Consider the following 20,431-nt stretch of genomic DNA (forward strand, 5'->3'; position numbering starts at 1 on the left):
CTTGATGAAGTTAAATCAGCCGTTTATCGAGCTTGCTTATACTTAGAATAATTCTATGTCAGCCAAAGATATTTTTCATCAATCCGTGTGTATTGCCCTCGAAAAAGATGGCTGGAATATCACTCATGATCCCCTTTATCTTAAAGTCAATGACGTAGAATTTTACATCGACTTAGGTGCGGAAAGATTAATTGCCGCCGAAAAGGCAGGTCAAAAAATCGCCATAGAGATTAAATCTTTTTTAGGGACATCTGAAGTCACCGAATTTCATCTCGCATTAGGACAAATCCTCAATTATCGGTTAGCATTAAAACAGGAAGAACCCGAAAGGATTCTTTATCTAGCCATTCCTCAAGATACCTATGAAGACTTCTTCTCTCGTCAATTTATTCAAGACGCTGTAGCAGAATAGAAAATTAAACTTTTAATCTTTAATTCTCTCAAACAAGAGGTGGTATTATGGAAAGAATAAACTACTCTCAACTGATTCAAGACATTCTCACCCAACATTCAGTTAATGACAGCAAAAATGACAGAGAAACTCAACTTATTTTTGACACAAAACGCCATCATTATCAAGTCTTAAATATTGGGTGGAAAGAGCAAAAGCGAATCTATGGTGTGATTATTCATCTTGACATAAAAGATGACAAAATCTGGATTCAAAGAGATGGAACAGAAATCGGCATTGCCAATCAATTAATCGCTGCTGGTGTTCCTAAACAAGATATAGTCTTAGGTTTTCAGGCTCCCTATAAACGCAGTTTAACCGAGTTTGCCTTGAGTTAATACATAAGAAAAAAATCCTAAATAACCCTATGTCCTACGAAGTCAACGAACCTATCCTTAATTCCCCCTTTGATGAACCCTCACAATACTGGTTCATCCGAGAAGGTTATGAACCGGAATTAAAAGAAGGGAGAAGACCAGCTATCGTTTACCCACCCCGGGAAGGTAATACCGAATGGGAATTAGGACAAGTTCTCAAACTTTCATCCCCCGATGAATTTTTCCCAGGTTATGAAATGACCCTAGTTAACCGCATCAGGAAAGAAGTTAAAGAATGGAGAAGACAACAGTATCCCGGGGTCAGCAGTACCACCTTAGAACTATTAGAATACTGGAGCCGAGAAGGAAGAGAACATCGCCTATTTTTTGCTCAAAAAGAAGCAGTAGAAACCATCATTTTCCTAATTGAATCTCGCACCGACTTTCGCCAAGGGATTCATATTCCCCAAGATACCCCCATTGACAGCACCCTGAAAGCTTTCATCCGCTACGCCTGTAAGATGGCAACCGGAAGCGTCAAAATAACAGTGATGGGGATGTTAGCAGCATGGTCTATCCTCAACAAAGTAGCAGATCGCAGTAACGCTAAATTCTCCGATATTGTCCTGATTATCTGTCCCAATATCACCATTAAAAGTAGATTACAGGAACTCAACCCCGACAACGGCGAAGCTTCTTTGTATCGCACCCGTGACCTCGTACCTTCTCACCTGATGGACAAACTGAGACGGGGTAAAGTCTTAGTGACAAATTGGCATATTTTTGAAAAGCGAGCGCCTGCCACGTGGTGGCTGATACCGATCAATGGGAACAGGCAGCCGCCTATATTATTGACAATCATCCCGCCACTGCAGCCTTTGTTAAAAATGAACGCTTAGGGTTTACTATTCCCAGACTTTATTATCCGTCTGAAGACAGCTAAATCTAACTATTTAATTTTAGAAACTAAAGGATGGGACGAACTGAGGGAAGTGAAGGAAGCAGCGGCTAAACCCTGGTGTAATGCCATTAATACCGACGGCAAACACGGTCATTGGCAATACTTTTTAACTGGATTGAGCAAAGTTAAAGAAGGAATTGATCAAGCAATGAGAGAAATCGAAGCATTAACCAACTAAATTTTCGATAACTTTTCTGGAAGGCAATCGCCGGTACAGAGTACCCTTGATCTTAATCAGAGAAAAAGTGTATGAGTGATTTTGGCGGCATTCCGCTCCCAATCAACACCCTAGGTCGGGGTGGGGGAAGTGGCGAGAAAAAAAGCTGGTAAAATAACTCTAGGCAACCTTAAAAAGAATTCATGAAAGCGCAAACAACAAGTAAAGATAGCCTGATCCTACGGCAAGAAGTAGTGGGAGCGCGTCGCCCTAGTAACTATTTTTGGGCTGTAATCGTCTCTATTGGCGGTCTAGGGTTTCTCCTCGCCGGTCTTTCCAGTTATTTGAAGGTCAATCTACTTCTCGTTAGCGATACCAGTGCCTTGCAATTTATTCCCCAAGGAGTCGCCCTCCTCTTTTATGGCACTGCGGGGACGCTTTTAGCCATCTATCTCTGGTTATCTCTCCTCTGGAATGTCGGAGGTGGTTACAACGAGTTTAATAAGGAAACCGGCAAAGTTAAAATCTTTCGTTGGGGCTACCCCGGCAAAAATCGTCGCATTGATCTCGATTGGCCCCTGGAAGATGCGCAAGCTGTGCGGGCCGAAGTGCGAGAAGGACTCAACCCGAAACGGGAACTATTCCTGCGGATTAAACAGCGTCGCGATATCCCTCTAACTCGCGTCGGTGATCCGATGTCCCTCTCGGAATTGGAAAATCAAGGAGCGGAACTCGCTCGTTTTCTGGAAATTCCTCTAGAGGGATTGTAGGCCTTTTTTCGCTCTTTTTGGCTATAAAATGATGAAGATAAGAAAATCTGGCTGGCTGTCTGTGGTTTGTGTTTTTTTAATCACAACGACCACACTTTTCGGCTGTTCTTCCCCAGAAGCTAACTCCACCCCCGATAATTCTAGTATCACCCAAACCTCTCAACCTGCCAGTTCGGGCAGTGTCAACATGGATAATTACAAACCCCGCTTAGATGGAACTGCTGTCGTCGAGATGATCATCAAAGGTAAACCGGTAACGATCGAAATTGATGGCAATGCGGCCCCAGTTACTGCCGGTAATTTTGTAGATCTGGTGGAGAGAGGTTTTTATAATGGTTTAACTTTCCATCGCGTGGTTACAGAACCGCAGCCTTTTGTCGCCCAAGGTGGTGATCCCCAAGGTCGCGGAACTGGTGGTTTTGTCGATCCAGAAACCAAGCAATCCCGTTATGTTCCCCTGGAAATTCTCCTCAAAGACGAAAAAGAGCCGATTTATGGGAAAGCAATCGGTCAACAGGCCACGGCCCGCACTCCCATCGTCGCTTTACCCCATAAACGCGGTGCGATCGCGATGGCCCGTTCTCAACAGCCTAATTCCGCTTCTTCTCAGTTTTATTTTGCTCTGTCGGATATCAATTTCCTCGATGGTGATTATGCCGTTTTTGGTTATGTCACTAAGGGAATGGAAGTGATCGATACGATTAAACAAGGGGATAAAATTGACTCGGCCAAAGTTATTTCCGGTGCAGAAAATCTGAAAAAATAGCGATCGGTTAGGGTGGGTTCGCACGACGTTAACGGAGGCAGGGGGCAGGAGTCCGTTTTTGTAACGGGGATTTATGCCCCGCTCCAAAAACTTTTCGCCTTAAGGCGAGGTTTTAGACCCGATTTTTTCGATAATTTAATCTTCGCCGTCCCCCCCCCAATCATTTAATATTCCGATAACTGATAACTGATAACTGATAACTGATAACTGATACCTGATAACTGATAACTGATAACTGATAACTGATAACTGATAACTGATAACTGATAACTGATAAATGAATGTTGTGGTGACGGGAATTGGGTTGATCAGTTCTCTGGGAAATTTAAGTCAGAGTTGGCAAAGATTACTAGAGGGCAAAACTGGTATAACTAGACAACAACCCTTTTCTGATTTACCCGCGTTACCCCTGGGTTTAATCGGTCACAAACCGGCATTTTTAGAGGATTTAACCAAAATTGCCCTGATTGCCGCCCTTGAAGACGCGAAGTTAACGCCTCCCTTAAAGGATTGTGGTGTCACTATCGGTTCTAGTCGCGGTTGTCAGGGTTTATGGGAACGGATGGCAGCGACGGGAATAGTAGAAAACTGGTTAGATAGTTTACCCGATCGCGCCTCGGTATTGACCGCTAGATTGATAGAAACCGGGGCCCCAGTGTTAGCACCGATGGCGGCCTGTGCCACGGGCATCTGGTCGATCGCCCAGGGTGTAGAATTAATCAAAATGGGAGAATGCGATCGAGTTTTAGCCGGGGCGATCGAAACTCCGATCACTCCCTTAACTTTGGTGGGATTTGAACAGATGGGAGCTTTGGCGAAAACGGGCTGTTATCCTTTTGATAGAGCTAGGGAAGGCTTAGTTTTGGGGGAAGGTGGCGCGATTTTAGTCCTTGAATCGGAAGAACTGGCTTTAAGCAGAAATGCCGCCATCTACGGGCAAATTTTGGGCTATGGTTTTACCTGCGATGCCGATCATGTTAGCGCCCCGGCGGTGGATAATCGTAGTGCTACCAAAGCCATAGAACTATGTTTGCACAGAAGTCAATTAAGAAAAGATGAAATTAATTACATTCACGCCCACGGCACTAGCACCCGTTTAAACGATGAACGGGAGGCAAACCTGATCGCCAGCATTTTTGGCTCGCAAGTGGCTGTAAGCTCGACAAAAGGCGCAACAGGACACACTTTAGGGGCTTCGGGGGCATTAGGTGTGGCTTTTTGTTTAATGGCTCTGAAAAATCAGCTAATTCCCCCCTGTGTGGGTGTGCGCGAGTCGCCTTTTCAATTAAATTTAATTAGATCGGCTGTTAATTTTTCCCTGCACAATTGTCTCTGTCTTAGTTTCGGTTTCGGAGGACAAAATGCAGCCATCGCAGTGGGGAGATGGGGGAGAAGGAGAGGGGAGTGGGAATGATGAATGATGAATGATGAATGATGAATTGGGGAGACGGGGAGAATAAATAAAAGCAAATCTCCTGATAACTGATAACTGATAACTGATAACTGATTATGGATACACCGAGACTACATCCAGATACGATCGAAGAAGTTAAACAAAGAATTGATATTGTGGATTTAATTTCGGAGAGAGTCGTCCTCAAAAAAAGGGGACGGGAATACGTCGGTTTATGTCCTTTTCACGAGGAAAAATCCCCTAGTTTTACGGTTAGTCCTGCCAAACAAATGTATTACTGTTTTGGCTGTGGTGCGGGGGGAAACGGGATTAAATTCTTTATGGAGGTGGGGAAACAATCTTTTAGTGAAGTGGTTTTCGATCTTGCTAGAAGGTATCAAATCCCGATTAAAACTCTAGCAGTAGAACAGCGTCAGGAATTAGAACAGCAATTATCCCTCAAGGAACAATTATACGAGATAATGGCCGTGGCGGTGAGTTTTTATCAACACGCCCTTAGTCAACCCCAAGGGGAAAAAGCGTTAGATTATCTCAAGGTACAACGACAACTAACCCCAGAAACTATCGCAACTTTTCAACTGGGATATTCTCCAGAAGGTTGGGAAACGCTCTATCGTTATTTAGTGGAACAAAAGCGCTATCCTGTGGCTTTAGTAGAACAAGCAGGATTAATTAAAGCGCGTCAAAATGGTAGTGGTTATTACGATCAATTTCGAGATCGTTTAATGATTCCTATTTTTGATAGTCAAGGACGAGCGATCGCTTTTGGTAGTCGCACTTTAGGTAATGAGCAGCCAAAGTATCTAAATTCTCCCGATACTCCTCTATTTGAAAAGGGAAAAACTCTCTTTGCTCTCGATCGAGCTAAACAGGCAATTATTCAGCAAGATTTAGCGATAGTTGTCGAGGGTTATTTTGATGCGATCGCTCTCCATGCTACTGGTATTAGTAATGTGGTTGCCTGTTTAGGAACAGCTTTAAGTCAAGAGCAAATTAAATTACTTTTGCGCTACAGTGAAAGTAAACAAATAATCTTTAATTTTGATGCTGATCAAGCGGGAATTAAAGCGACACAAAGGGCGATCGAGGAAATTAACTCCCTAGTTTATTCAGGACAAGTTAACCTAAAAATCCTCAATCTTCCCGATGGTAAAGATGCCGATGAATTTCTTAAATCTCGTGCTGACGGGGTGAATAGTTATCGAGAACTAATCGAAAAATCTCCTTTTTGGATTGATTGGCAAATCTCGCAAATGTTGGTCAATAAAAATTTAAAACAGGGACTACATTTTCAACAAATAGCTAATAGTATGGTTAGTTTACTGCAAAAGTTAATCGATGGCAATCAACGCACTTTTTATCTAGATTATTGTGCTGAAATTTTGGCTCAAAAAGATGCGACTCGTTTGCCATATATTTTAAAAAATCTCTCCAAACAGGTTAATAAACCTCTGGGAAAATCCCCGGCAATTAAGAGGAAAAATATTTTAGATAAATCCGAAAAAAACGGCTCAGAAACAGCCGAATGGTTATTATTATTAATCTATCTGCATCGCTCTGAATATCGGGAAATGATTTTAGAATCTTTGGATGAAAAAGATTTAATTTTTAATGTCCCTGATTATCGTTGGTTATGGCAAGTAATTCTAGAGCTAGAAACCCAAATTACTAACCCAAGAGATTTGATGTCAGCTTTACAGAATCATTTATTGATGATAACTACAGACAAAAATCGTGATTTTAATTCTTTATTTCACCTAAGCGAACACACCAGTCAAGCAGTATTTCAACCAGAAGAACAAATTAAAGATGCTATTATAGCTCTGGAAAAAATTAGTTTAATGGAATATCGTCGCTACTGTCAAGAACAATTAATTAATGCTCTCGACAGCAATCAACGGGAATTTTATCAGCAGGAATTTTATCAAACTGTTAATAAATTAATCGAAATTGATCCTCTCTACCAACAAGCTTAATTCTCTAATTGATTAGAAACTAGACAGTTGTTCAGCAATAATAGATACTAACTTATCCACTGCTCCTGCTTGTCCGCGCACTGCCCGCAATTTTTGCCGGATAGCCTCTAATTGTTGGGGATTTTCTAACCAAGATATAGCCATATTTGCCACTTCTTCTGGTTGTAATTCCCCCAATAATTCCGGAACAATTTCGGCAGCGGCCCAAATATTTGGCCAGGCATATAAACGCTTTTTCCGCAACATATAGAGATTAATTATCTTAGCAAATAAAGAACCCACCCCCGGCAGTTGGGCTAATAAACCGGGTAAACCGTCCCAAGTCCGCATCGCGTCTAGTTGCTGAGTCGGTAGTAAAATAATCATCGGGATTGCCAGCGCTCCTAATTCGGCAGTATTAGCACCCACCGTCGTTAAAGCTAAATGACAGCGAGAAAGCTGGTTATGGGCGGGAAAATCGGTAATTAGGTCAACTTTTACCCCCTTATCTGTTTCTAGATAGGGTTTTTCACCGTTTTTTAATTTGGCAGCACTCCAACCGGTTTTAGTGATCATCGGATTAGAGCTAGGATCGGCAAATTTCGCCAAATAAGCTAAATTTAGGGTAGGAGCGACGGGAATTAAGAATTTAGTCCGGGGATCCTGCGCGTGTATCTTTTCGGCAATGGCTAGGGTTAGGGGTACACCCTGAGCTAATTTCGAGGGTTTGGAACCCGGGAGAAGTGCAATTAAGGTAGCGTCATCAGGGGTGATAGCATTGGGCAAATCCACCATTAAATCGCCGATAACGGTAAATTTATGCTGATATTGTTGGGGAATATTATTTAATACACTTGTATTCATCACGGCAAAGCGATCGATCCCCCGATACCAACGCGCTTCCCATTCCGCATAGATAACGGTGCGATAACCCAAACGTTTACCGATGGTGAGGGCAAAAAATTGATCGCCCCCTAAAAATAAAACGATGCCCTTGGGGTGCCAATCCCAATTATCGGCGGTTTTTCCCCAGAAAAGAAAATTAAAGAAGTTTTCTGGCGACTGGACTCGATCGACCTCTGGATATTTCCTAACTACTTCCGTTTCCGCCCCCATAGCATGAGTACAAGGGGAAAGAATCACCGAAATCCGCAACAGTGATCGATCTTCTGTTAAGTTTTGTCGCAATCTCTTGACAACTGGACGCACCCATGTAGATATTTCTCCCGGACCATTAGAGAGAATGAGAAGATCAACAGGAGAATCAAACATGATATGTGGTGAGGTAGGAAGTTTTCGTTTTGGGGAGACAGTATTCAGGAGTCAGGAGACAGTATTCAGGAGACTATTTTTATTTGTTTTCCCCTCTCCCTTCTCCCTCACAACGCGCGCGAAGTGGTTTCCCTGTTGGGGTGTTGCCTACTTGCCATTGAATAAAGAACGAATTGCCTGATGTTTAGGGTGATCAAACTCTGGGAGAACCTTGCGGGTATCGGTAATCAACCAATCCAAGGCTGCCGCTTCCACATCGATCGCCGCGCCAGTTTTATCAACACAGTAGCGCCCAAAGACCAACTTATCCACCAAACGCGCCCCTGAACCGAGGCGAGAATATTCAAAAATAACGCTATTATCCACCGTCGCGCCGCCACAAATCCAACAATTCGGGCCAATCATACTCGGACCGACAATTTTCGCCCCGTCTTCAATGCGCGTCATTGCCCCGATATACACAGGTCCGGTGATATCGACTCGCTCCCAGTTTACCCCCACATTTAAGCCCGTGTAGATGCCCGGTTTAACTTCGATGCCGGGGATAGCAACATTTTTAATTTTCCGGGATAACACCCCGCGAATTGCCTGCCAGTAGTCGGGGACTTTACCGATATCCACCCATTCAAAATCCATGTTTAAAGCGTAGAAAGGCGCAGCTTTAGCGACTAATTCGGGGAATAATTCGCCCCCGATGTCGTATTTACTATTAGGGGGAATAAAATCAATGATTTCTGGCTCAAAAATATAGATACCCGTGTTAATGCAGGTACTTAAAGCTTCATCGATGGCGGGTTTTTCTTGGAAACTGAGAATCCTTCCTTCCTCGTCGCTAACTACCACCCCATAACTGGACACTTCCTCTCTGGGGACGGTTTTGGTGACAATAGTAGCGATCGCTCCTTTTTCTCGATGCCATTTAACGGCTGCGGTTAGATCGAGATCAATCAGCGCATCACCACAGAGAACCACAAAAGTATCGTCAAAAAAGGGATTAAAATCTTGAATTCGTCGTAAACCGCCCGCTGATCCTAGAGCATCGCCGATTAACTCACCTTCTTCGATTCTACCCTCGAAAGAATAGCCGATATGCACCCCAAAACGCTGACCATCGCGGAAATAACTCTCAATTTCTTCGGCTAAATGACTAACATTGACCATGATCTGATCAAAGCCATGCTGTCGCAACAGTTCCAACAAAAACTCCATCACCGGCTTTTGTAAAATCGGGATCAGGGGTTTGGGAATCGTATGGGTAATCGGACGGACACGAGTTCCTTTGCCTGCCGCCAAAATCATGGCTTTCATCGATATTTATTTCCTTTTGCGATCGAGGTTTGTAATTAAATCATGCCTAGTGTATCATTACTGGCTCGGAATCAGTAGTTATCGATCCTCTTGGGGGTACCTCGAAAAATAGATTTACTTCAGCATTGCACCGCCTGAAACCCTGATCAAACCTTGGTTTACTCTCAATTAGTGCGAAGATTTTCTCAATAAGTCCAATTGATCGAGCTACCCCTTGAGTAATTGATAACGGGAAAAAGTGAGAGATTTAACCCAGATTACACTGATGGACAAAATTAACAAATCAACTTTGCTGTAACTCATACTACTCAGTCCTCTAGGCTAAGATGATCAAAAAAACGCAAGTTTTTAAATTGATGGGCAAAAAAAGGTTAATTTTAGGCAATAACCAAGGCGTTATGTCTAGGCTACCTCGAAAAATCGAATTTTGAGGGCCGGAGCGCCTTGTTAGTTCTTGAAAATAATTCCCTCTTCATCAATGTAGATCAAGGAGATTTCCTCGACCAACAGTTTGTTAACAAAATCTTTTATTCGAGGTGTCCTTGAGCATTAGAGCAACCTAGACTCCCTGCCGAATTTCCCCAACAATCCGGTTAACCGCAAGCAGTCTAGGCGAAAAATGGTGAGCAAAAATTTGACTACTTGAGATATTGACACTCCCGTCGCGCTTATGCGAGGGATTCTTGGTTCACTGACTCAAGTTGTCTTAGCAGGTATTTCTACCAACCAAAATAGAGCTTAAATCTCCCCAAGCGTTTAGGTCTAACGACCAGCTTCCGATATGCCCTATCGTAGCTTTTTTGAGTATATTTAATGCCGCCATCTTGTCCCTATCTTCTATATACCCACACAAACAAACATGAGTTCTAACTGATAGAGACTTTTGGATTAACCGACCACAATTAAAGCATTCTTGACTTGTATAGGCTGGATTAACTGCAATAGTTAATCGGCCGTATTTAATACCAAAATACTCAATCCATTTTCTCAATTGTGACCAACCAGCATCATTAATACTCTTAGCTAGTTTTCGATTACGCACAAGGTTCTTGACTTTTAAATCTTCATATGCTATCAAGTCGTTTGACTGAATTAAACGGAGTGCCAATTTTTTAGCAAACTCTTCTCGTTGCCTACTTACTTTTAAGTGTCCCTTGGCGTATTTTTGACTAGCTTTTTTGTAGTTATTAGACTGCTTTTGTCCTCTCTTAAACTTTTTCGACTTTCTTCTATTCAGTTTATTAAGACGCTTTTCGGCTTTTCGATAATACTTAGGAGGCTCTACTGTATTCCCGTTGCTGTCAGCATAAAGATATTTTAACCCCAGATCTAATCCTAGGCAATGACCCGTCGATTCTAATTGTGGGGTTATATCTCTAGCATCGAGTTTTAGCATTAACTGGCAATAATATCCGTCAGCCCGTTTAACTATTCTCACCCGTTGAATTTGCCATTCTTGAAAATCAAACAAGTCTCGACTACCAATTAGTTTTAACTCCCCAATGTTTTTTCCATCAGTGAAAGTTATTCTCTTGGAATTTCGATTAAGTTTCCAACCTGACTTTTTAAACTCAACAGAATGAGTACGTTTAGAGTATTTAGGATATCCTTTTTTACCAGCGATTTGGTTCTGGCAATTGTTATAGAACCTAAGAATAGCAGTCCAAGTCCGTTCGCAAGCCTGTTGACAAGCTGTAGAGTTAAGGTCTTGAACAAAAGGGTATTCACTTCTTAATTGAGTGACATATTTATATACATCCTTTTGTCCTACACCTTTATTGTCTTCCCAATATCTAAGACATTTATTCCGAACAAACTGTACTGTCCGAATAGCCTCATCAATGGCTTGATATTGAGATGGTTTTCCTCTAAGCTTGTACTCTAAAACAAACATTTTGCGTTATCGACCTACCACGCAAACTACTCTAGCATACTAAAATTAAATTGGCAACTATAGATTAGAGTTATTCTTAGTCGTGCTTCGCTGTTGTATGCTGGTCAGCTTTTCATCTCCGAGGTGAAACCGAGAGATGAAAAGCCGACATTATAGGTAAAAAGCGATTTCTTTCTCCTTGAGAGGGGCAAAATCGGCGGCTAACAACAGCTGATTTAATTCCTCTTGGGGGATATGTTTGGCCCCGATGCGGACAATTCGCGATCTCATCGTGTTAGAAACCCCGCTTCTTTGTCGTCCTGCTTCCAAACCCATTACCCGGTGATAAAGTTCCAATTTTGCCGGGGGAATTGGGGAACCATCAAAATCAATACCATTAGCGATCGCCACATCAATGGCATCAGCGCCCGTAGTTGTGGTTAAATTAGTTTCGGTGGACATAAAGACAATATAAAGGATCGTTGCTATTTTATCAGGCGATCGATATCCGCCGCTATGATCAGGAAAGTAATCTTCATTTCTGTGTGACTATGGCTCAATTGCCGACCTATCAACCAAAACAGTTATCCCTGGGCCCCCTAGAAGCGGAAATTCTCAATATTGTCTGGGAATTGGAACCCGTTAGCGTTAAGGATGTCCACGATCGCATTTTAGCGGATCCAGAACGGGATCTGGCCTATACTTCTGTGACTACGGTACTGCGTCGTTTAACTAATAAAGGCTGGTTAAGTTGTTATAAACAGGGTCGGATTTTCTACTGGAAACCGATGGTTTCTAAGGAACAAGCACAGGCAATTAAAGCCTACGAACAATTACATCGTTTTTTGGCTATTGGTAATGCGGATGTGGTGGCTTCTTTTGCCGATAGTCTCGATACTGCTAGTGTCGAACAATTAAAAGCGATCGCCTCTCGTTTAGATACCCTTCGTCAACAACGGAGAGAAAGCTAATGCACGGTTCAATGTTATTACTAGCATTAACTATCGCCATTGGTTTACGTTGGTTTCTGCCCAGCTATCAGCGTCGTTGGCAGATAACGCTATTTTTCTTCCTCTTTCCTCCTTTGCTGCTGTTAATGACAGTTATATCGGTGGTTTGTATGGGCTATCGCGGGCAAATGCTAGGCTATAACTCCAGTTTAATAAGTTACTTTAGTGCTATAATTTGGCTAGGTTTTGCTATATTTTGTTTGATAAAACTCTCCTATCAAACCTGGCAAACCCATCGGGATTTTAGCAGTTATCCCCTCAAAAAAATCACCGCTCAGAAAGCGAGAGTTTTAGCAGTGGATTTTCCCTACAGTGCCAGAGTTGGCTTCTGGAAGTCGGAATTAATTGTGACGCAAGGATTATTAAATCTCTTAGATCAAGAACATTTACAAGCAGTTTTAGCCCACGAACAAGCTCACCAAGAATATCATGACACTTTCTGGTTTTTCTGGTTAGGTTGGCTGCGATCGATGTCTTCTTGGCTGCCCAATAGCGAGAATTTATGGTCAGAATTGGTCTTCTTGCGGGAATTACGCGCCGATAAGTACGCTTCCGGACAGGTGGATTATTTACTATTAGCTGAATCGCTGCTTTTAGTGGCAGAAAAAGTTAATCAAGTAGCGGAAATAAGTTTCTCCGATAGTTGCTGTGTCGCTCTCAATGATCATTCTTTAAATAATCGTTTATTAGAGAGAATCGATGCTTTAGTCGAGTCAGAAAACCCCGAACTTCCCAGATTTAACTATCAAGTCTGGCTATTGCTTTCCCTCTCCCTCGCTCCTTTCTTACTCTTGCCTTTACACTCCTAAAAATGACCCTAGAAGTTGGACAAAAAGCCCCCGAATTTGCCACCCCCAACCAAAGGGGGGAAATTAGTAAATTAGCAGATTTTGCCGGTCAATGGTTGGTCTTATATTTTTATCCCAAAGATAACACTCCGGGCTGCAGCGCAGAAGCGATCGATTTTACCGCTTTGTCGCCGCAATTTCAGCAATTAAATGCGGTAATTCTGGGAGTTAGTCCCGATTCAGAAAAGTCCCACTGTCGTTTTATTGAAAAACACAATTTAACTATTCAATTATTGAGCGATCCCGAGCATCAACTGGCGGAAATTTATCAAGTCTGGGGATTAAAAAAATTTATGGGCAAGGAATATATGGGGATTAGACGCTCCACTTTCCTGATCGACCCCCGGGGAAATATTGCCTATATTTGGTCAAATGTCAAGGTAAAAGCCCATGCAGAAGCGGTTTTGAAAAAACTTGAGGAATTGCAGTAGGAAGCCCTCAGTACCCAATATTTACGGGTATGCAATTGCGCCCTTTCGTGTTAGACTAGAAAAGTTGTCAAAAATCGCACATCTAGGCGATCGGGTGTTTCTAGGAATCTAGAAATCCAGCCCTAGATGGAGGATAAACCCGAAAAGGAGAAAAATATGCCCGTTGTCTCTCTTGCAGAATTGCTAGAGTCTGGTGTTCACTTTGGCCATCAAACGCGCCGTTGGAACCCGAAAATGTCTCAGTACATCTACACTGCCCGGAATGGGGTTCATATCATTGATTTGGTGCAAACTGCCCAATTAATCGAAGAAGCTTACGAATTTGTCCGAGGAGAAGCCGATCGCGGTAAACGCTTTTTATTCATCGGTACGAAACGGCAAGCGGCAGCAATCATTAAACAGGAAGCTTTACGCAGCGGTAGCCACTTCGTTAACCAACGCTGGTTAGGGGGAATGTTAACCAACTGGGAAACCATTCGCGGCCGGGTAGAAAGACTCAAAGAATTAGAAGAATTAGAAAATAGCGGCGCCCTCGATAAACGACCGAAAAAAGAAGCATCGGTACTGCGTCGGGAATTAGGCAAACTAGAAAAATACCTCGGTGGCATTAAAACCATGCGCCGGCTGCCGGATTTAGTCGTCGTAGTGGATCAGCGTCGGGAATACAACGCTATCCAAGAATGCCAAAAATTGGGCATTCCCATCATCTCCCTCTTGGATACTAACTGCGATCCTGACTTGGTAGATGTGCCGATTCCCGCCAACGATGACGCAATTCGCTCAGTCAAACTGATTTTAGGCAAAATTAGCGATGCGATCATCGAAGGTCGTCGCGGTGGTCAAGCAGCGGTGGAAGAATACGAGGAAGACTACGATAATGAAACCGAGTACGAGGAAGAAGGTGATTATTCCCAATACGCCGCCGAATTTGCCAGTGGAGACGACGATAACTAGGGAAAATTAGCTATTGATCGCAGCTAGGTTCGGGGGGAAACTTTCCGAGCCTATCGATCGGCAAAACCTGCCCCTCTCGTGGCATGATCAATTATAAGCAGTAGGTTAAGAATATTATGGCGGAAATTACAGCACAACAGGTTAAAGAACTTAGGGAAAAGACCGGCGCCGGCATGATGGATTGTAAGAGGGCGCTGACGGAAAACGCGGGGGATATAACTAAAGCGATCGAATGGTTGCGTCAAAAAGGGATTACTTCCGCCGAGAAAAAAGCTAGTCGGGTAGCGGCAGAAGGGATGATCGGCAGTTACATCCACACCGGCAGCCGCATCGGTGTTTTAGTGGAAGTGAACTGTGAAACCGATTTTGTCGCCCGTCGCGAGGAGTTCAAAAAATTGGTTAATGACGTGGCCATGCAGATTGCCGCTTGTCCTAACGTCGAATATGTAAAAGTGGCCGATATTCCCGCCGAAATCGCCGCCAAAGAAAAAGAAATTGAGATGGGACGGGACGATTTAGCCAATAAACCCGATAATATCAAAGAAAAAATCGTGGCCGGCCGCATTGAAAAACGTTTGAAAGAACTTTCTCTGCTCGATCAACCCTTTATCCGCGATCAGAACATCAGTATTGACGAATTGCTTAAACAAGCGATCGCTGCTTTAGGAGAAAATATTCAGGTGCGTCGTTTCCAACGCTTTGTACTAGGTGAAGGGATCGAAAAAGAAGAAACGGATTTCGCCGCCGAAGTAGCCGCCCAAATGGGACAAAAAGCCCCGGAACCGGTAGCAGCCGCCCCGCAAGTGGAGGAAAAAGCCCCGGAACCGGCAGCGAAGGATAATCCGCCCGCTAAAGGCAAAAAGAAAAAGTAAGTTCAATGAAGATAAATCTGGTGGGGTGCGAGTTTCGTACCCTTTTTGTCTTCAGGGAATTATGAATTATTTGCACTCGTGGTCCCTAGAGGTTGTCGAACGGAAAAAAATGCAGATTCAGGACAAAATCACCGAAATAGCCGCTAAAACAGCGAAAGCGATCGAACTTTCTCAAAATTATTTACTTTCTACCCAATACTCTGAGGGTTACTGGTGGGCAGAATTAGAATCTAATGTCACCATCACCTCAGAAGCAATTTTACTGCACAAAATCTGGAAAACTGACAAAAATCGCCCCCTAGACAAAGCAGCCACCTATCTGCGTCAGCAACAGTGTCCTAACGGCGCTTGGGAGTTATTTTATGGTGATGGTGGCGATCTTAGCACCACTGTGGAAGCCTACATGGGGCTGCGACTATTGGGAATTCCCGCTAATGATCCTGCTTTAGAAAAAGCTAGAGAATTTATCTTAGCTAAAGGTGGCATCAGCAAAACCCGCATTTTCACCAAAATGCACCTCGCTTTGATTGGTTGTTACGATTGGCAGGGGGTTCCCTCTATCCCCGCTTGGATTATGCTACTGCCGGAAAATTTCCCTTTTACTATCTATGAAATGTCCAGTTGGGCGCGGGGAAGTACGGTTCCTTTATTAATTGTTTTCGACAAAAAACCCGTGTATAAAATGGGTTTTAATCTCGATGAACTCTATACAGAAGGGGTGAATAATGTCAAGTATGAGTTACCAAAAAATAACGATTGGGCGGATGTTTTCCTCTGGTTAGATGGGCTGTTTAAATGGGCAGAAAAAACTGATTTAGTTCCCTTCCGTCAAGAAAGTCTGAAAGCGGCGGAAAAATGGGTAATTGAACGACAGGAAGACACAGGCGATTGGGGGGGAATTATCCCGGCGATGTTAAATTCCCTATTAGCTTTAAAAGCCCTAGGTTATGATGTTTACGATCCGATTGTTGCCCGCGGTTTAAAAGCCGTGGATAATTTTGCCATTGAGACAGATAATACCTATTGTGTACAGCCCTGTGTGTCGCCGGTTTGGGATACGGCTTGGGTAATTCGATCGCTAATTGAATCCGGTCTAAATCCCGCTCATCCAGCTATGATTAAAGCGGGACAATGGTTAATCGATCAACAAATTCTTGATTATGGCGATTGGGCGATTAAAAATAAAATCGGAACCCCCGGGGGTTGGGCTTTTGAATTTGACAATCGCTGGTATCCCGATTTAGACGATTCGGCAGTGGTGGTGATGGCTTTAGAGTTAATTAAAATGCCCGATGAAAATATTAAAAAAGCTGTGATGAAACGGGCAGTTAATTGGATGGCTACTATGCAGTGTAAAGCTGGTGGTTGGGGAGCTTTTGACATCGATAATGACCAAAACTGGCTTAATTCTTTGCCCTATGCCGATCTAAAAGCAATGATCGATCCTAATACAGCCGATGTTACCGCCAGAGTTCTAGAAATGTTAGGTACTTGTGATGTTAAAATGGAGGAAAATCGAGTTAAAAAAGCTTTGGATTATCTGGAAAAAGAACAGGAAGCTGATGGTAGTTGGTTTGGTCGTTGGGGTGTAAATTATATTTATGGAACCAGTGGGGCATTATCTGCTTTGGCTTTTCTGGAACCGAATAAATATCGCCATCAATTGCAAAAAGGAGCCAATTGGTTAAGCAGTTGTCAAAATGTTGATGGTGGTTGGGGTGAAACCTGTTTTAGTTACAATAACCCTAAATTTAAAGGACAGGGAAATAGTACCGCTTCCCAAACTGCTTGGGCATTAATCGGTTTATTAGCCGTCGGGAAAGTCACCGGCAATTATCAGCGAGAAGTGATTGAAAAGGGCGTTAACTATCTTCTTGTTACCCAAAAAGAAAATGGTACATGGGATGAAGATTACTTCACCGGTACAGGTTTTCCCTGTCATTTTTACCTGAAATATCATTTCTATCAGCAGTATTTTCCTCTACTGGCTTTGGGGCGTTATCGGGCTTTGATTTAGTCCGTTAACCTATGCGTTAAGACAGGAAATAAGCTTAACTGTCTAGCGCATTTTTTGTGACTAACTAGGAAAAAATAAATCAGGAGATATATTTAAAAAATTGGCTAATTTTTGAATATAGATAGGAGTTAACTCTTGTTGGCCATCAAGAATATCATCCAGGGTTGACTTGCTTTCAAAAATAGATAGCAAATCTTGCTTTTGTAGTTTTTTTTCCTCTAATATGAATTTCAACAATTCAAGTCCATAAATATCAGGTATTGGCTCTTGATTTTCCTCATACTCATAAATTAAAGCCCCTAAAACATTTAGATATTCCCTTTCTTCTGCCGTTAATTGGGGTTTGTCTAACAGGCGATTAATAACCTCCTGCATCATTTCTAAGTCTTCCTCATCGTGAATAGGACGAGGAGGGTATTGCTTTAATAATTCTAAGTATTTATCAGTGGCAAACATAATTTAATAATATCTATGGTTGATCGACTATTGCCTTTAGATACCTCACACCTTAATAATTAAGTATAGAATAGCCAAGTCTCCAAACTACCGCTTAACCAAAACTTCTATTATCCTGATGAGAAATCTCTATTTTCTTTTGCCCGGTACTACTTCTCCTTTTGGTGGGGGTGGACTGTGGGCAGAAATGAAAACCGTCAATTTGGCTAGTCAAATTTGTAGCGCCCAGATTGTGACTTATCGTCAAAAAGAGTTAAATTATCTTTTTTTAGAGGATATACTCGCGAAAATAAGCTCGGATGACAGTATTTTTGTGGTTAGCTGGGGTTTTGATGTTCCTAAATTGGTGCAAAGATTGCGATCGCATAATATCATTTATCATGCCCATAGTACAGGTTACGGCTTTCGTTTACCCTCCCAAATACCAATTATCACCGTTAGCCGCCATACTATGGGTTATTGGGGAGAAAAGGCTCCTAATGCTTTAATTTACTATCTTCCTAATCAAATTGGCTCAGAATTTCTCAATTTAGGCTTAGAAAGAGATATCGATGTCCTAGTACAGGGGCGCAAATCCTCAAAGTATCTTCTCAATCGTCTAGTTCCCGCCCTCCGTCCCCACTGCCGCGTTAAGGTTTTAGATAGCTATGTGGAGGATTTAGTGGGATTATTCAATCGCAGTCGGGTTTATCTCTACGATTCGGCTGAATATTGGGCTGTAAACGGTTTAACGGAGGGTTTTGGCTTACCGCCCCTGGAAGCTTTAGCCTGTGGTTGTACGGTATTTTCTAGTGTTAATAGCGCCCTAGCCGATTATCTCGATCCCGGTTTCAATTGTCAAAAAATCGGGGCTTATTCCAGTCAATACGATCTGGAACGTATTCTTAATTATGTCCGGAATTTTCCCGTTAATTCTTTACAGGCTAATTTTCTCGATGATTATAATCCCGAAAAATTACTACCACGTTTTGAAACAATTTTAAGAGAAATTAATGATTTCTTTGATATTAAAAAACGCTATCCGGCTGATATAGAAGGTTTAGAACCCCTGCGACTTAAAAAATTATGGATACAGAGTTCCCTCGCTAAACTTAAGAAAAAACTGTTTAAGTAGCAGTGATATTTCCTTAATTAGGGTTTGCTGAAAAAGCTTTTCCTAGGGGCAGGGTGTGGGGTGTGGGGTGTGGGGTGTGGGGTTTTACCGATTTTCAGGTGGTCAATTACCTAATTTTCAGGGAAAAAGTCCAGGGATTTTCCCCCCAATCACTCCAAAGGTCGGCACTTTTTGAGGGAAAACAAGTCTAAAAGTCTTATCCAACAAGGTTTTTAGATTTATTCAGCAAACCTTAATTATTCGCCAATTCAAAAATCAAACTCACGACTTCTTAAGAGTTGACAGAGAAAGATCGATCGGCTATTCAGTTATCAGTGATCAGTGATCAGTTATCAGTGAACAGGGATATCGGGAGAAAAAAGCTGATGGCTGACTCCCCAAAAGGAAAACTTTCTACTTCACCATTAAGATAACTGCTATATAATTATTTCTATAGTCATTTCAATTAAGATTGAGAATATCAATCCCAGAGTTCATAAGGACTTTGTCGGTCTAGACTGTATCAGACTTATCTGAAATGACTATAACTCTTACCCCCAGGATATTTATGAAGCGAGGAATTTACATTACCGCTAATGATCGAGTTATCGAGCAGGCGATCGCATTAATGAATAGTATTCGTTTGTACGATCCCGATTCTCCCGTTATCTTGATTCCCTACGACAATAATTATCAAAAAATTGCCGATTTATTAGCAGAAAAATATGGCGTTATTCTCTATCCAGATCTGCAATTAGTGGAAGAATTGGCACAGAAAATCTATGATATTTTTGGAGAAAAATTCTTTGCTCGTCCCAATCAATTTCGCAAGCAGGTGTGTTGGTTTGGAGAACTAGATCAATTTCTTTATATCGATACCGATATCGTAGTTTTTGAAAAAATAATAGATAATCTAAATTTCCTCGATACCTACGATTTTCTCTGCTGTGATTACCAACACAAAAAAGGGATTACTGATGTCTTTAATCCGCTTGTTTTAGAACAGGGAATCTTCACAGAAAATGATCTAACAGGGATGTTTAACGGTGGTTTTTGGGCTAGTAAAAAGAATCTGTTCTCAGAACAGGACTTATATAGTGCTTTTCAAGAATGTGCCGCTCATCCAGAATATTTTGATTTTTCTCAAAAAACCTCCGATCAACCGATTATTAATTATACCATTCTCAAACGAGTTCCCAATCGATTTAATATTGTCCGCGCTCCGGGTTGTCAAGCGGGAAATTGGGGGGGAAGTTCTCATTTTCAACGTCAGGGGAATATTTTAATCGATCCGAGATTAAATCAGCCCTTAAAATATTTACATTGGGCAGGAATTCGCATTGAACCGGGTTGTCCCTACTGGGATATCTGGAAATATTATCGTTATCTAGATGATCCTAATCCCCCCGCAGATCCGCCAGCAAGCAAACCAAAAAATCCTTTTCAGAGATTATTAGATAAAATCAAATTATAGGTTTGATTTTTCCTCTCGCACCATTAAGATAA

The 20,431-nt window shown here is 42.2% G+C and carries 21 protein-coding genes; 16 read left to right on the top strand and 5 right to left on the bottom strand.

What is annotated here, in order from left to right:
• The first annotated feature begins 55 nt into the window (after nt 1-55).
• The 8 genes from MAE_RS19400 to dnaG all read left to right on the top strand — a co-directional run bounded on the left by MAE_RS19400 (nt 56) and on the right by dnaG (nt 6,812).
• A complete protein-coding gene (locus tag MAE_RS19400) occupies nt 56-412 on the top strand; it encodes a XisH family protein (RefSeq protein WP_004162693.1) in 357 nt (118 codons plus the stop codon).
• A gap of 47 nt (nt 413-459) precedes the next feature.
• Complete coding sequence (locus MAE_RS19405; RefSeq protein WP_004162692.1) at nt 460-789, top strand: XisI protein; 330 nt, start codon at nt 460-462, stop codon at nt 787-789.
• Between the two features lie 29 nt (nt 790-818).
• Nucleotides 819-1,667 carry a hypothetical protein gene (locus MAE_RS19410; RefSeq protein WP_012267085.1) on the top strand — a complete coding sequence of 283 codons (849 nt, stop codon included), beginning with the start codon at nt 819-821 and terminating at the stop codon, nt 1,665-1,667.
• A 93-nt stretch (nt 1,668-1,760) separates the two neighbouring features.
• Entirely contained in the window at nt 1,761-1,907 is a 147-nt protein-coding gene (locus tag MAE_RS34180; RefSeq protein ID WP_002761017.1) for a hypothetical protein, read from the top strand.
• A gap of 182 nt (nt 1,908-2,089) precedes the next feature.
• Entirely contained in the window at nt 2,090-2,656 is a 567-nt protein-coding gene (locus tag MAE_RS19415; RefSeq protein ID WP_012267086.1) for a photosystem I assembly protein Ycf4, read from the top strand.
• 28 nt (nt 2,657-2,684) lie between these two features.
• Nucleotides 2,685-3,422, top strand: a complete 738-nt coding sequence (locus MAE_RS19420; protein ID WP_041804228.1) for a peptidylprolyl isomerase — start codon at nt 2,685-2,687, stop codon at nt 3,420-3,422.
• A gap of 277 nt (nt 3,423-3,699) precedes the next feature.
• Nucleotides 3,700-4,836, top strand: coding sequence for a beta-ketoacyl-ACP synthase (locus MAE_RS19425; RefSeq protein ID WP_012267089.1), 1,137 nt, complete (start codon nt 3,700-3,702; stop codon nt 4,834-4,836).
• 95 nt (nt 4,837-4,931) lie between these two features.
• The gene (gene dnaG, locus MAE_RS19430; protein ID WP_012267090.1) at nt 4,932-6,812 is read left to right on the top strand and encodes a DNA primase; all 1,881 of its coding nucleotides are present in this window, start codon (nt 4,932-4,934) and stop codon (nt 6,810-6,812) included.
• Between the two features lie 12 nt (nt 6,813-6,824).
• Here the strand turns inward: dnaG and MAE_RS19435 are convergent, their stop codons facing one another.
• From MAE_RS19435 to MAE_RS19450, 4 genes are all read right to left on the bottom strand, one after another.
• Nucleotides 6,825-8,063 carry a lipid-A-disaccharide synthase gene (locus tag MAE_RS19435; protein ID WP_012267091.1) on the bottom strand — a complete coding sequence of 413 codons (1,239 nt, stop codon included), beginning with the start codon at nt 8,061-8,063 and terminating at the stop codon, nt 6,825-6,827.
• 147 nt (nt 8,064-8,210) lie between these two features.
• Entirely contained in the window at nt 8,211-9,371 is a 1,161-nt protein-coding gene (locus MAE_RS19440) for a sugar phosphate nucleotidyltransferase (protein WP_012267092.1), read from the bottom strand.
• 706 nt (nt 9,372-10,077) lie between these two features.
• A complete protein-coding gene (locus tag MAE_RS19445; protein ID WP_012267093.1) occupies nt 10,078-11,265 on the bottom strand; it encodes an RNA-guided endonuclease InsQ/TnpB family protein in 1,188 nt (395 codons plus the stop codon).
• Between the two features lie 150 nt (nt 11,266-11,415).
• The gene (locus MAE_RS19450; protein WP_002732452.1) at nt 11,416-11,706 is read right to left on the bottom strand and encodes a small RNA NsiR4-regulated ssr1528 family protein; all 291 of its coding nucleotides are present in this window, start codon (nt 11,704-11,706) and stop codon (nt 11,416-11,418) included.
• Between the two features lie 20 nt (nt 11,707-11,726).
• Here MAE_RS19450 and MAE_RS19455 point away from each other — a divergent pair, with 20 nt between their 5' ends.
• The 6 genes from MAE_RS19455 (at nt 11,727) to shc (ending at nt 17,376) form a co-directional block, all read left to right on the top strand.
• A complete protein-coding gene (locus tag MAE_RS19455) occupies nt 11,727-12,215 on the top strand; it encodes a BlaI/MecI/CopY family transcriptional regulator (RefSeq protein ID WP_002753379.1) in 489 nt (162 codons plus the stop codon).
• Nucleotides 12,215-13,063, top strand: a complete 849-nt coding sequence (locus tag MAE_RS19460) for a M56 family metallopeptidase (protein WP_041804229.1) — start codon at nt 12,215-12,217, stop codon at nt 13,061-13,063. The genes MAE_RS19455 and MAE_RS19460 overlap by 1 nt, the downstream gene beginning before the upstream one ends.
• 2 nt (nt 13,064-13,065) lie before the next feature.
• Nucleotides 13,066-13,533 (top strand): thioredoxin-dependent thiol peroxidase, encoded by a 468-nt coding sequence (bcp, locus tag MAE_RS19465; RefSeq protein ID WP_012267095.1) that lies wholly within the window; start codon nt 13,066-13,068, stop codon nt 13,531-13,533.
• A gap of 156 nt (nt 13,534-13,689) precedes the next feature.
• On the top strand, nt 13,690-14,487 hold the full coding sequence (gene rpsB / locus MAE_RS19470; protein ID WP_004162676.1) for a 30S ribosomal protein S2: 798 nt from the start codon (nt 13,690-13,692) through the stop codon (nt 14,485-14,487).
• A gap of 116 nt (nt 14,488-14,603) precedes the next feature.
• Entirely contained in the window at nt 14,604-15,359 is a 756-nt protein-coding gene (gene tsf, locus MAE_RS19475) for a translation elongation factor Ts (RefSeq protein ID WP_002753383.1), read from the top strand.
• A gap of 109 nt (nt 15,360-15,468) precedes the next feature.
• Nucleotides 15,469-17,376 (top strand): squalene--hopene cyclase, encoded by a 1,908-nt coding sequence (gene shc, locus MAE_RS19480; RefSeq protein ID WP_012267096.1) that lies wholly within the window; start codon nt 15,469-15,471, stop codon nt 17,374-17,376.
• A gap of 60 nt (nt 17,377-17,436) precedes the next feature.
• Here the strand turns inward: shc and MAE_RS19485 are convergent, their stop codons facing one another.
• Nucleotides 17,437-17,832, bottom strand: coding sequence for a helix-turn-helix domain-containing protein (locus MAE_RS19485; protein ID WP_012267097.1), 396 nt, complete (start codon nt 17,830-17,832; stop codon nt 17,437-17,439).
• A gap of 118 nt (nt 17,833-17,950) precedes the next feature.
• Between MAE_RS19485 and MAE_RS19490 the strand changes: the two genes are divergently transcribed.
• Together MAE_RS19490 and MAE_RS19495 are read left to right on the top strand one after the other, a co-directional pair.
• Nucleotides 17,951-18,946 carry a glycosyltransferase gene (locus tag MAE_RS19490; RefSeq protein WP_012267098.1) on the top strand — a complete coding sequence of 332 codons (996 nt, stop codon included), beginning with the start codon at nt 17,951-17,953 and terminating at the stop codon, nt 18,944-18,946.
• 547 nt (nt 18,947-19,493) lie between these two features.
• A complete protein-coding gene (locus tag MAE_RS19495) occupies nt 19,494-20,399 on the top strand; it encodes an Npun_R2821/Npun_R2822 family protein (RefSeq protein ID WP_004162670.1) in 906 nt (301 codons plus the stop codon).
• Nucleotides 20,400-20,431: the final 32 nt, after the last annotated feature.

Origin of the sequence: Microcystis aeruginosa NIES-843 (assembly GCF_000010625.1) — a bacterium.
Lineage (GTDB): Bacteria > Cyanobacteriota > Cyanobacteriia > Cyanobacteriales > Microcystaceae > Microcystis > Microcystis aeruginosa.

Bases quoted from the DNA above. Each gene is read 5' to 3' on its own strand.
- MAE_RS19400 (WP_004162693.1), top strand. From the start codon at position 56: ATGTCAGCCAAAGATATTTTTCATCAATCCGTGTGTATTGCCCTCGAA.
- MAE_RS19405 (WP_004162692.1), top strand. From the start codon at position 460: ATGGAAAGAATAAACTACTCTCAACTGATTCAAGACATTCTCACCCAA.
- MAE_RS19410 (WP_012267085.1), top strand. From the start codon at position 819: ATGTCCTACGAAGTCAACGAACCTATCCTTAATTCCCCCTTTGATGAA.
- MAE_RS19415 (WP_012267086.1), top strand. From the start codon at position 2,090: ATGAAAGCGCAAACAACAAGTAAAGATAGCCTGATCCTACGGCAAGAA.
- MAE_RS19420 (WP_041804228.1), top strand. From the start codon at position 2,685: ATGATGAAGATAAGAAAATCTGGCTGGCTGTCTGTGGTTTGTGTTTTT.
- MAE_RS19425 (WP_012267089.1), top strand. From the start codon at position 3,700: ATGAATGTTGTGGTGACGGGAATTGGGTTGATCAGTTCTCTGGGAAAT.
- dnaG (WP_012267090.1), top strand. From the start codon at position 4,932: ATGGATACACCGAGACTACATCCAGATACGATCGAAGAAGTTAAACAA.
- MAE_RS19435 (WP_012267091.1), bottom strand. From the start codon at position 8,063: ATGTTTGATTCTCCTGTTGATCTTCTCATTCTCTCTAATGGTCCGGGA.
- MAE_RS19440 (WP_012267092.1), bottom strand. From the start codon at position 9,371: ATGAAAGCCATGATTTTGGCGGCAGGCAAAGGAACTCGTGTCCGTCCG.
- MAE_RS19445 (WP_012267093.1), bottom strand. From the start codon at position 11,265: ATGTTTGTTTTAGAGTACAAGCTTAGAGGAAAACCATCTCAATATCAA.
- MAE_RS19450 (WP_002732452.1), bottom strand. From the start codon at position 11,706: ATGTCCACCGAAACTAATTTAACCACAACTACGGGCGCTGATGCCATT.
- MAE_RS19460 (WP_041804229.1), top strand. From the start codon at position 12,215: ATGCACGGTTCAATGTTATTACTAGCATTAACTATCGCCATTGGTTTA.
- bcp (WP_012267095.1), top strand. From the start codon at position 13,066: ATGACCCTAGAAGTTGGACAAAAAGCCCCCGAATTTGCCACCCCCAAC.
- rpsB (WP_004162676.1), top strand. From the start codon at position 13,690: ATGCCCGTTGTCTCTCTTGCAGAATTGCTAGAGTCTGGTGTTCACTTT.
- tsf (WP_002753383.1), top strand. From the start codon at position 14,604: ATGGCGGAAATTACAGCACAACAGGTTAAAGAACTTAGGGAAAAGACC.
- shc (WP_012267096.1), top strand. From the start codon at position 15,469: ATGCAGATTCAGGACAAAATCACCGAAATAGCCGCTAAAACAGCGAAA.
- MAE_RS19485 (WP_012267097.1), bottom strand. From the start codon at position 17,832: ATGTTTGCCACTGATAAATACTTAGAATTATTAAAGCAATACCCTCCT.
- MAE_RS19490 (WP_012267098.1), top strand. From the start codon at position 17,951: ATGAGAAATCTCTATTTTCTTTTGCCCGGTACTACTTCTCCTTTTGGT.
- MAE_RS19495 (WP_004162670.1), top strand. From the start codon at position 19,494: ATGAAGCGAGGAATTTACATTACCGCTAATGATCGAGTTATCGAGCAG.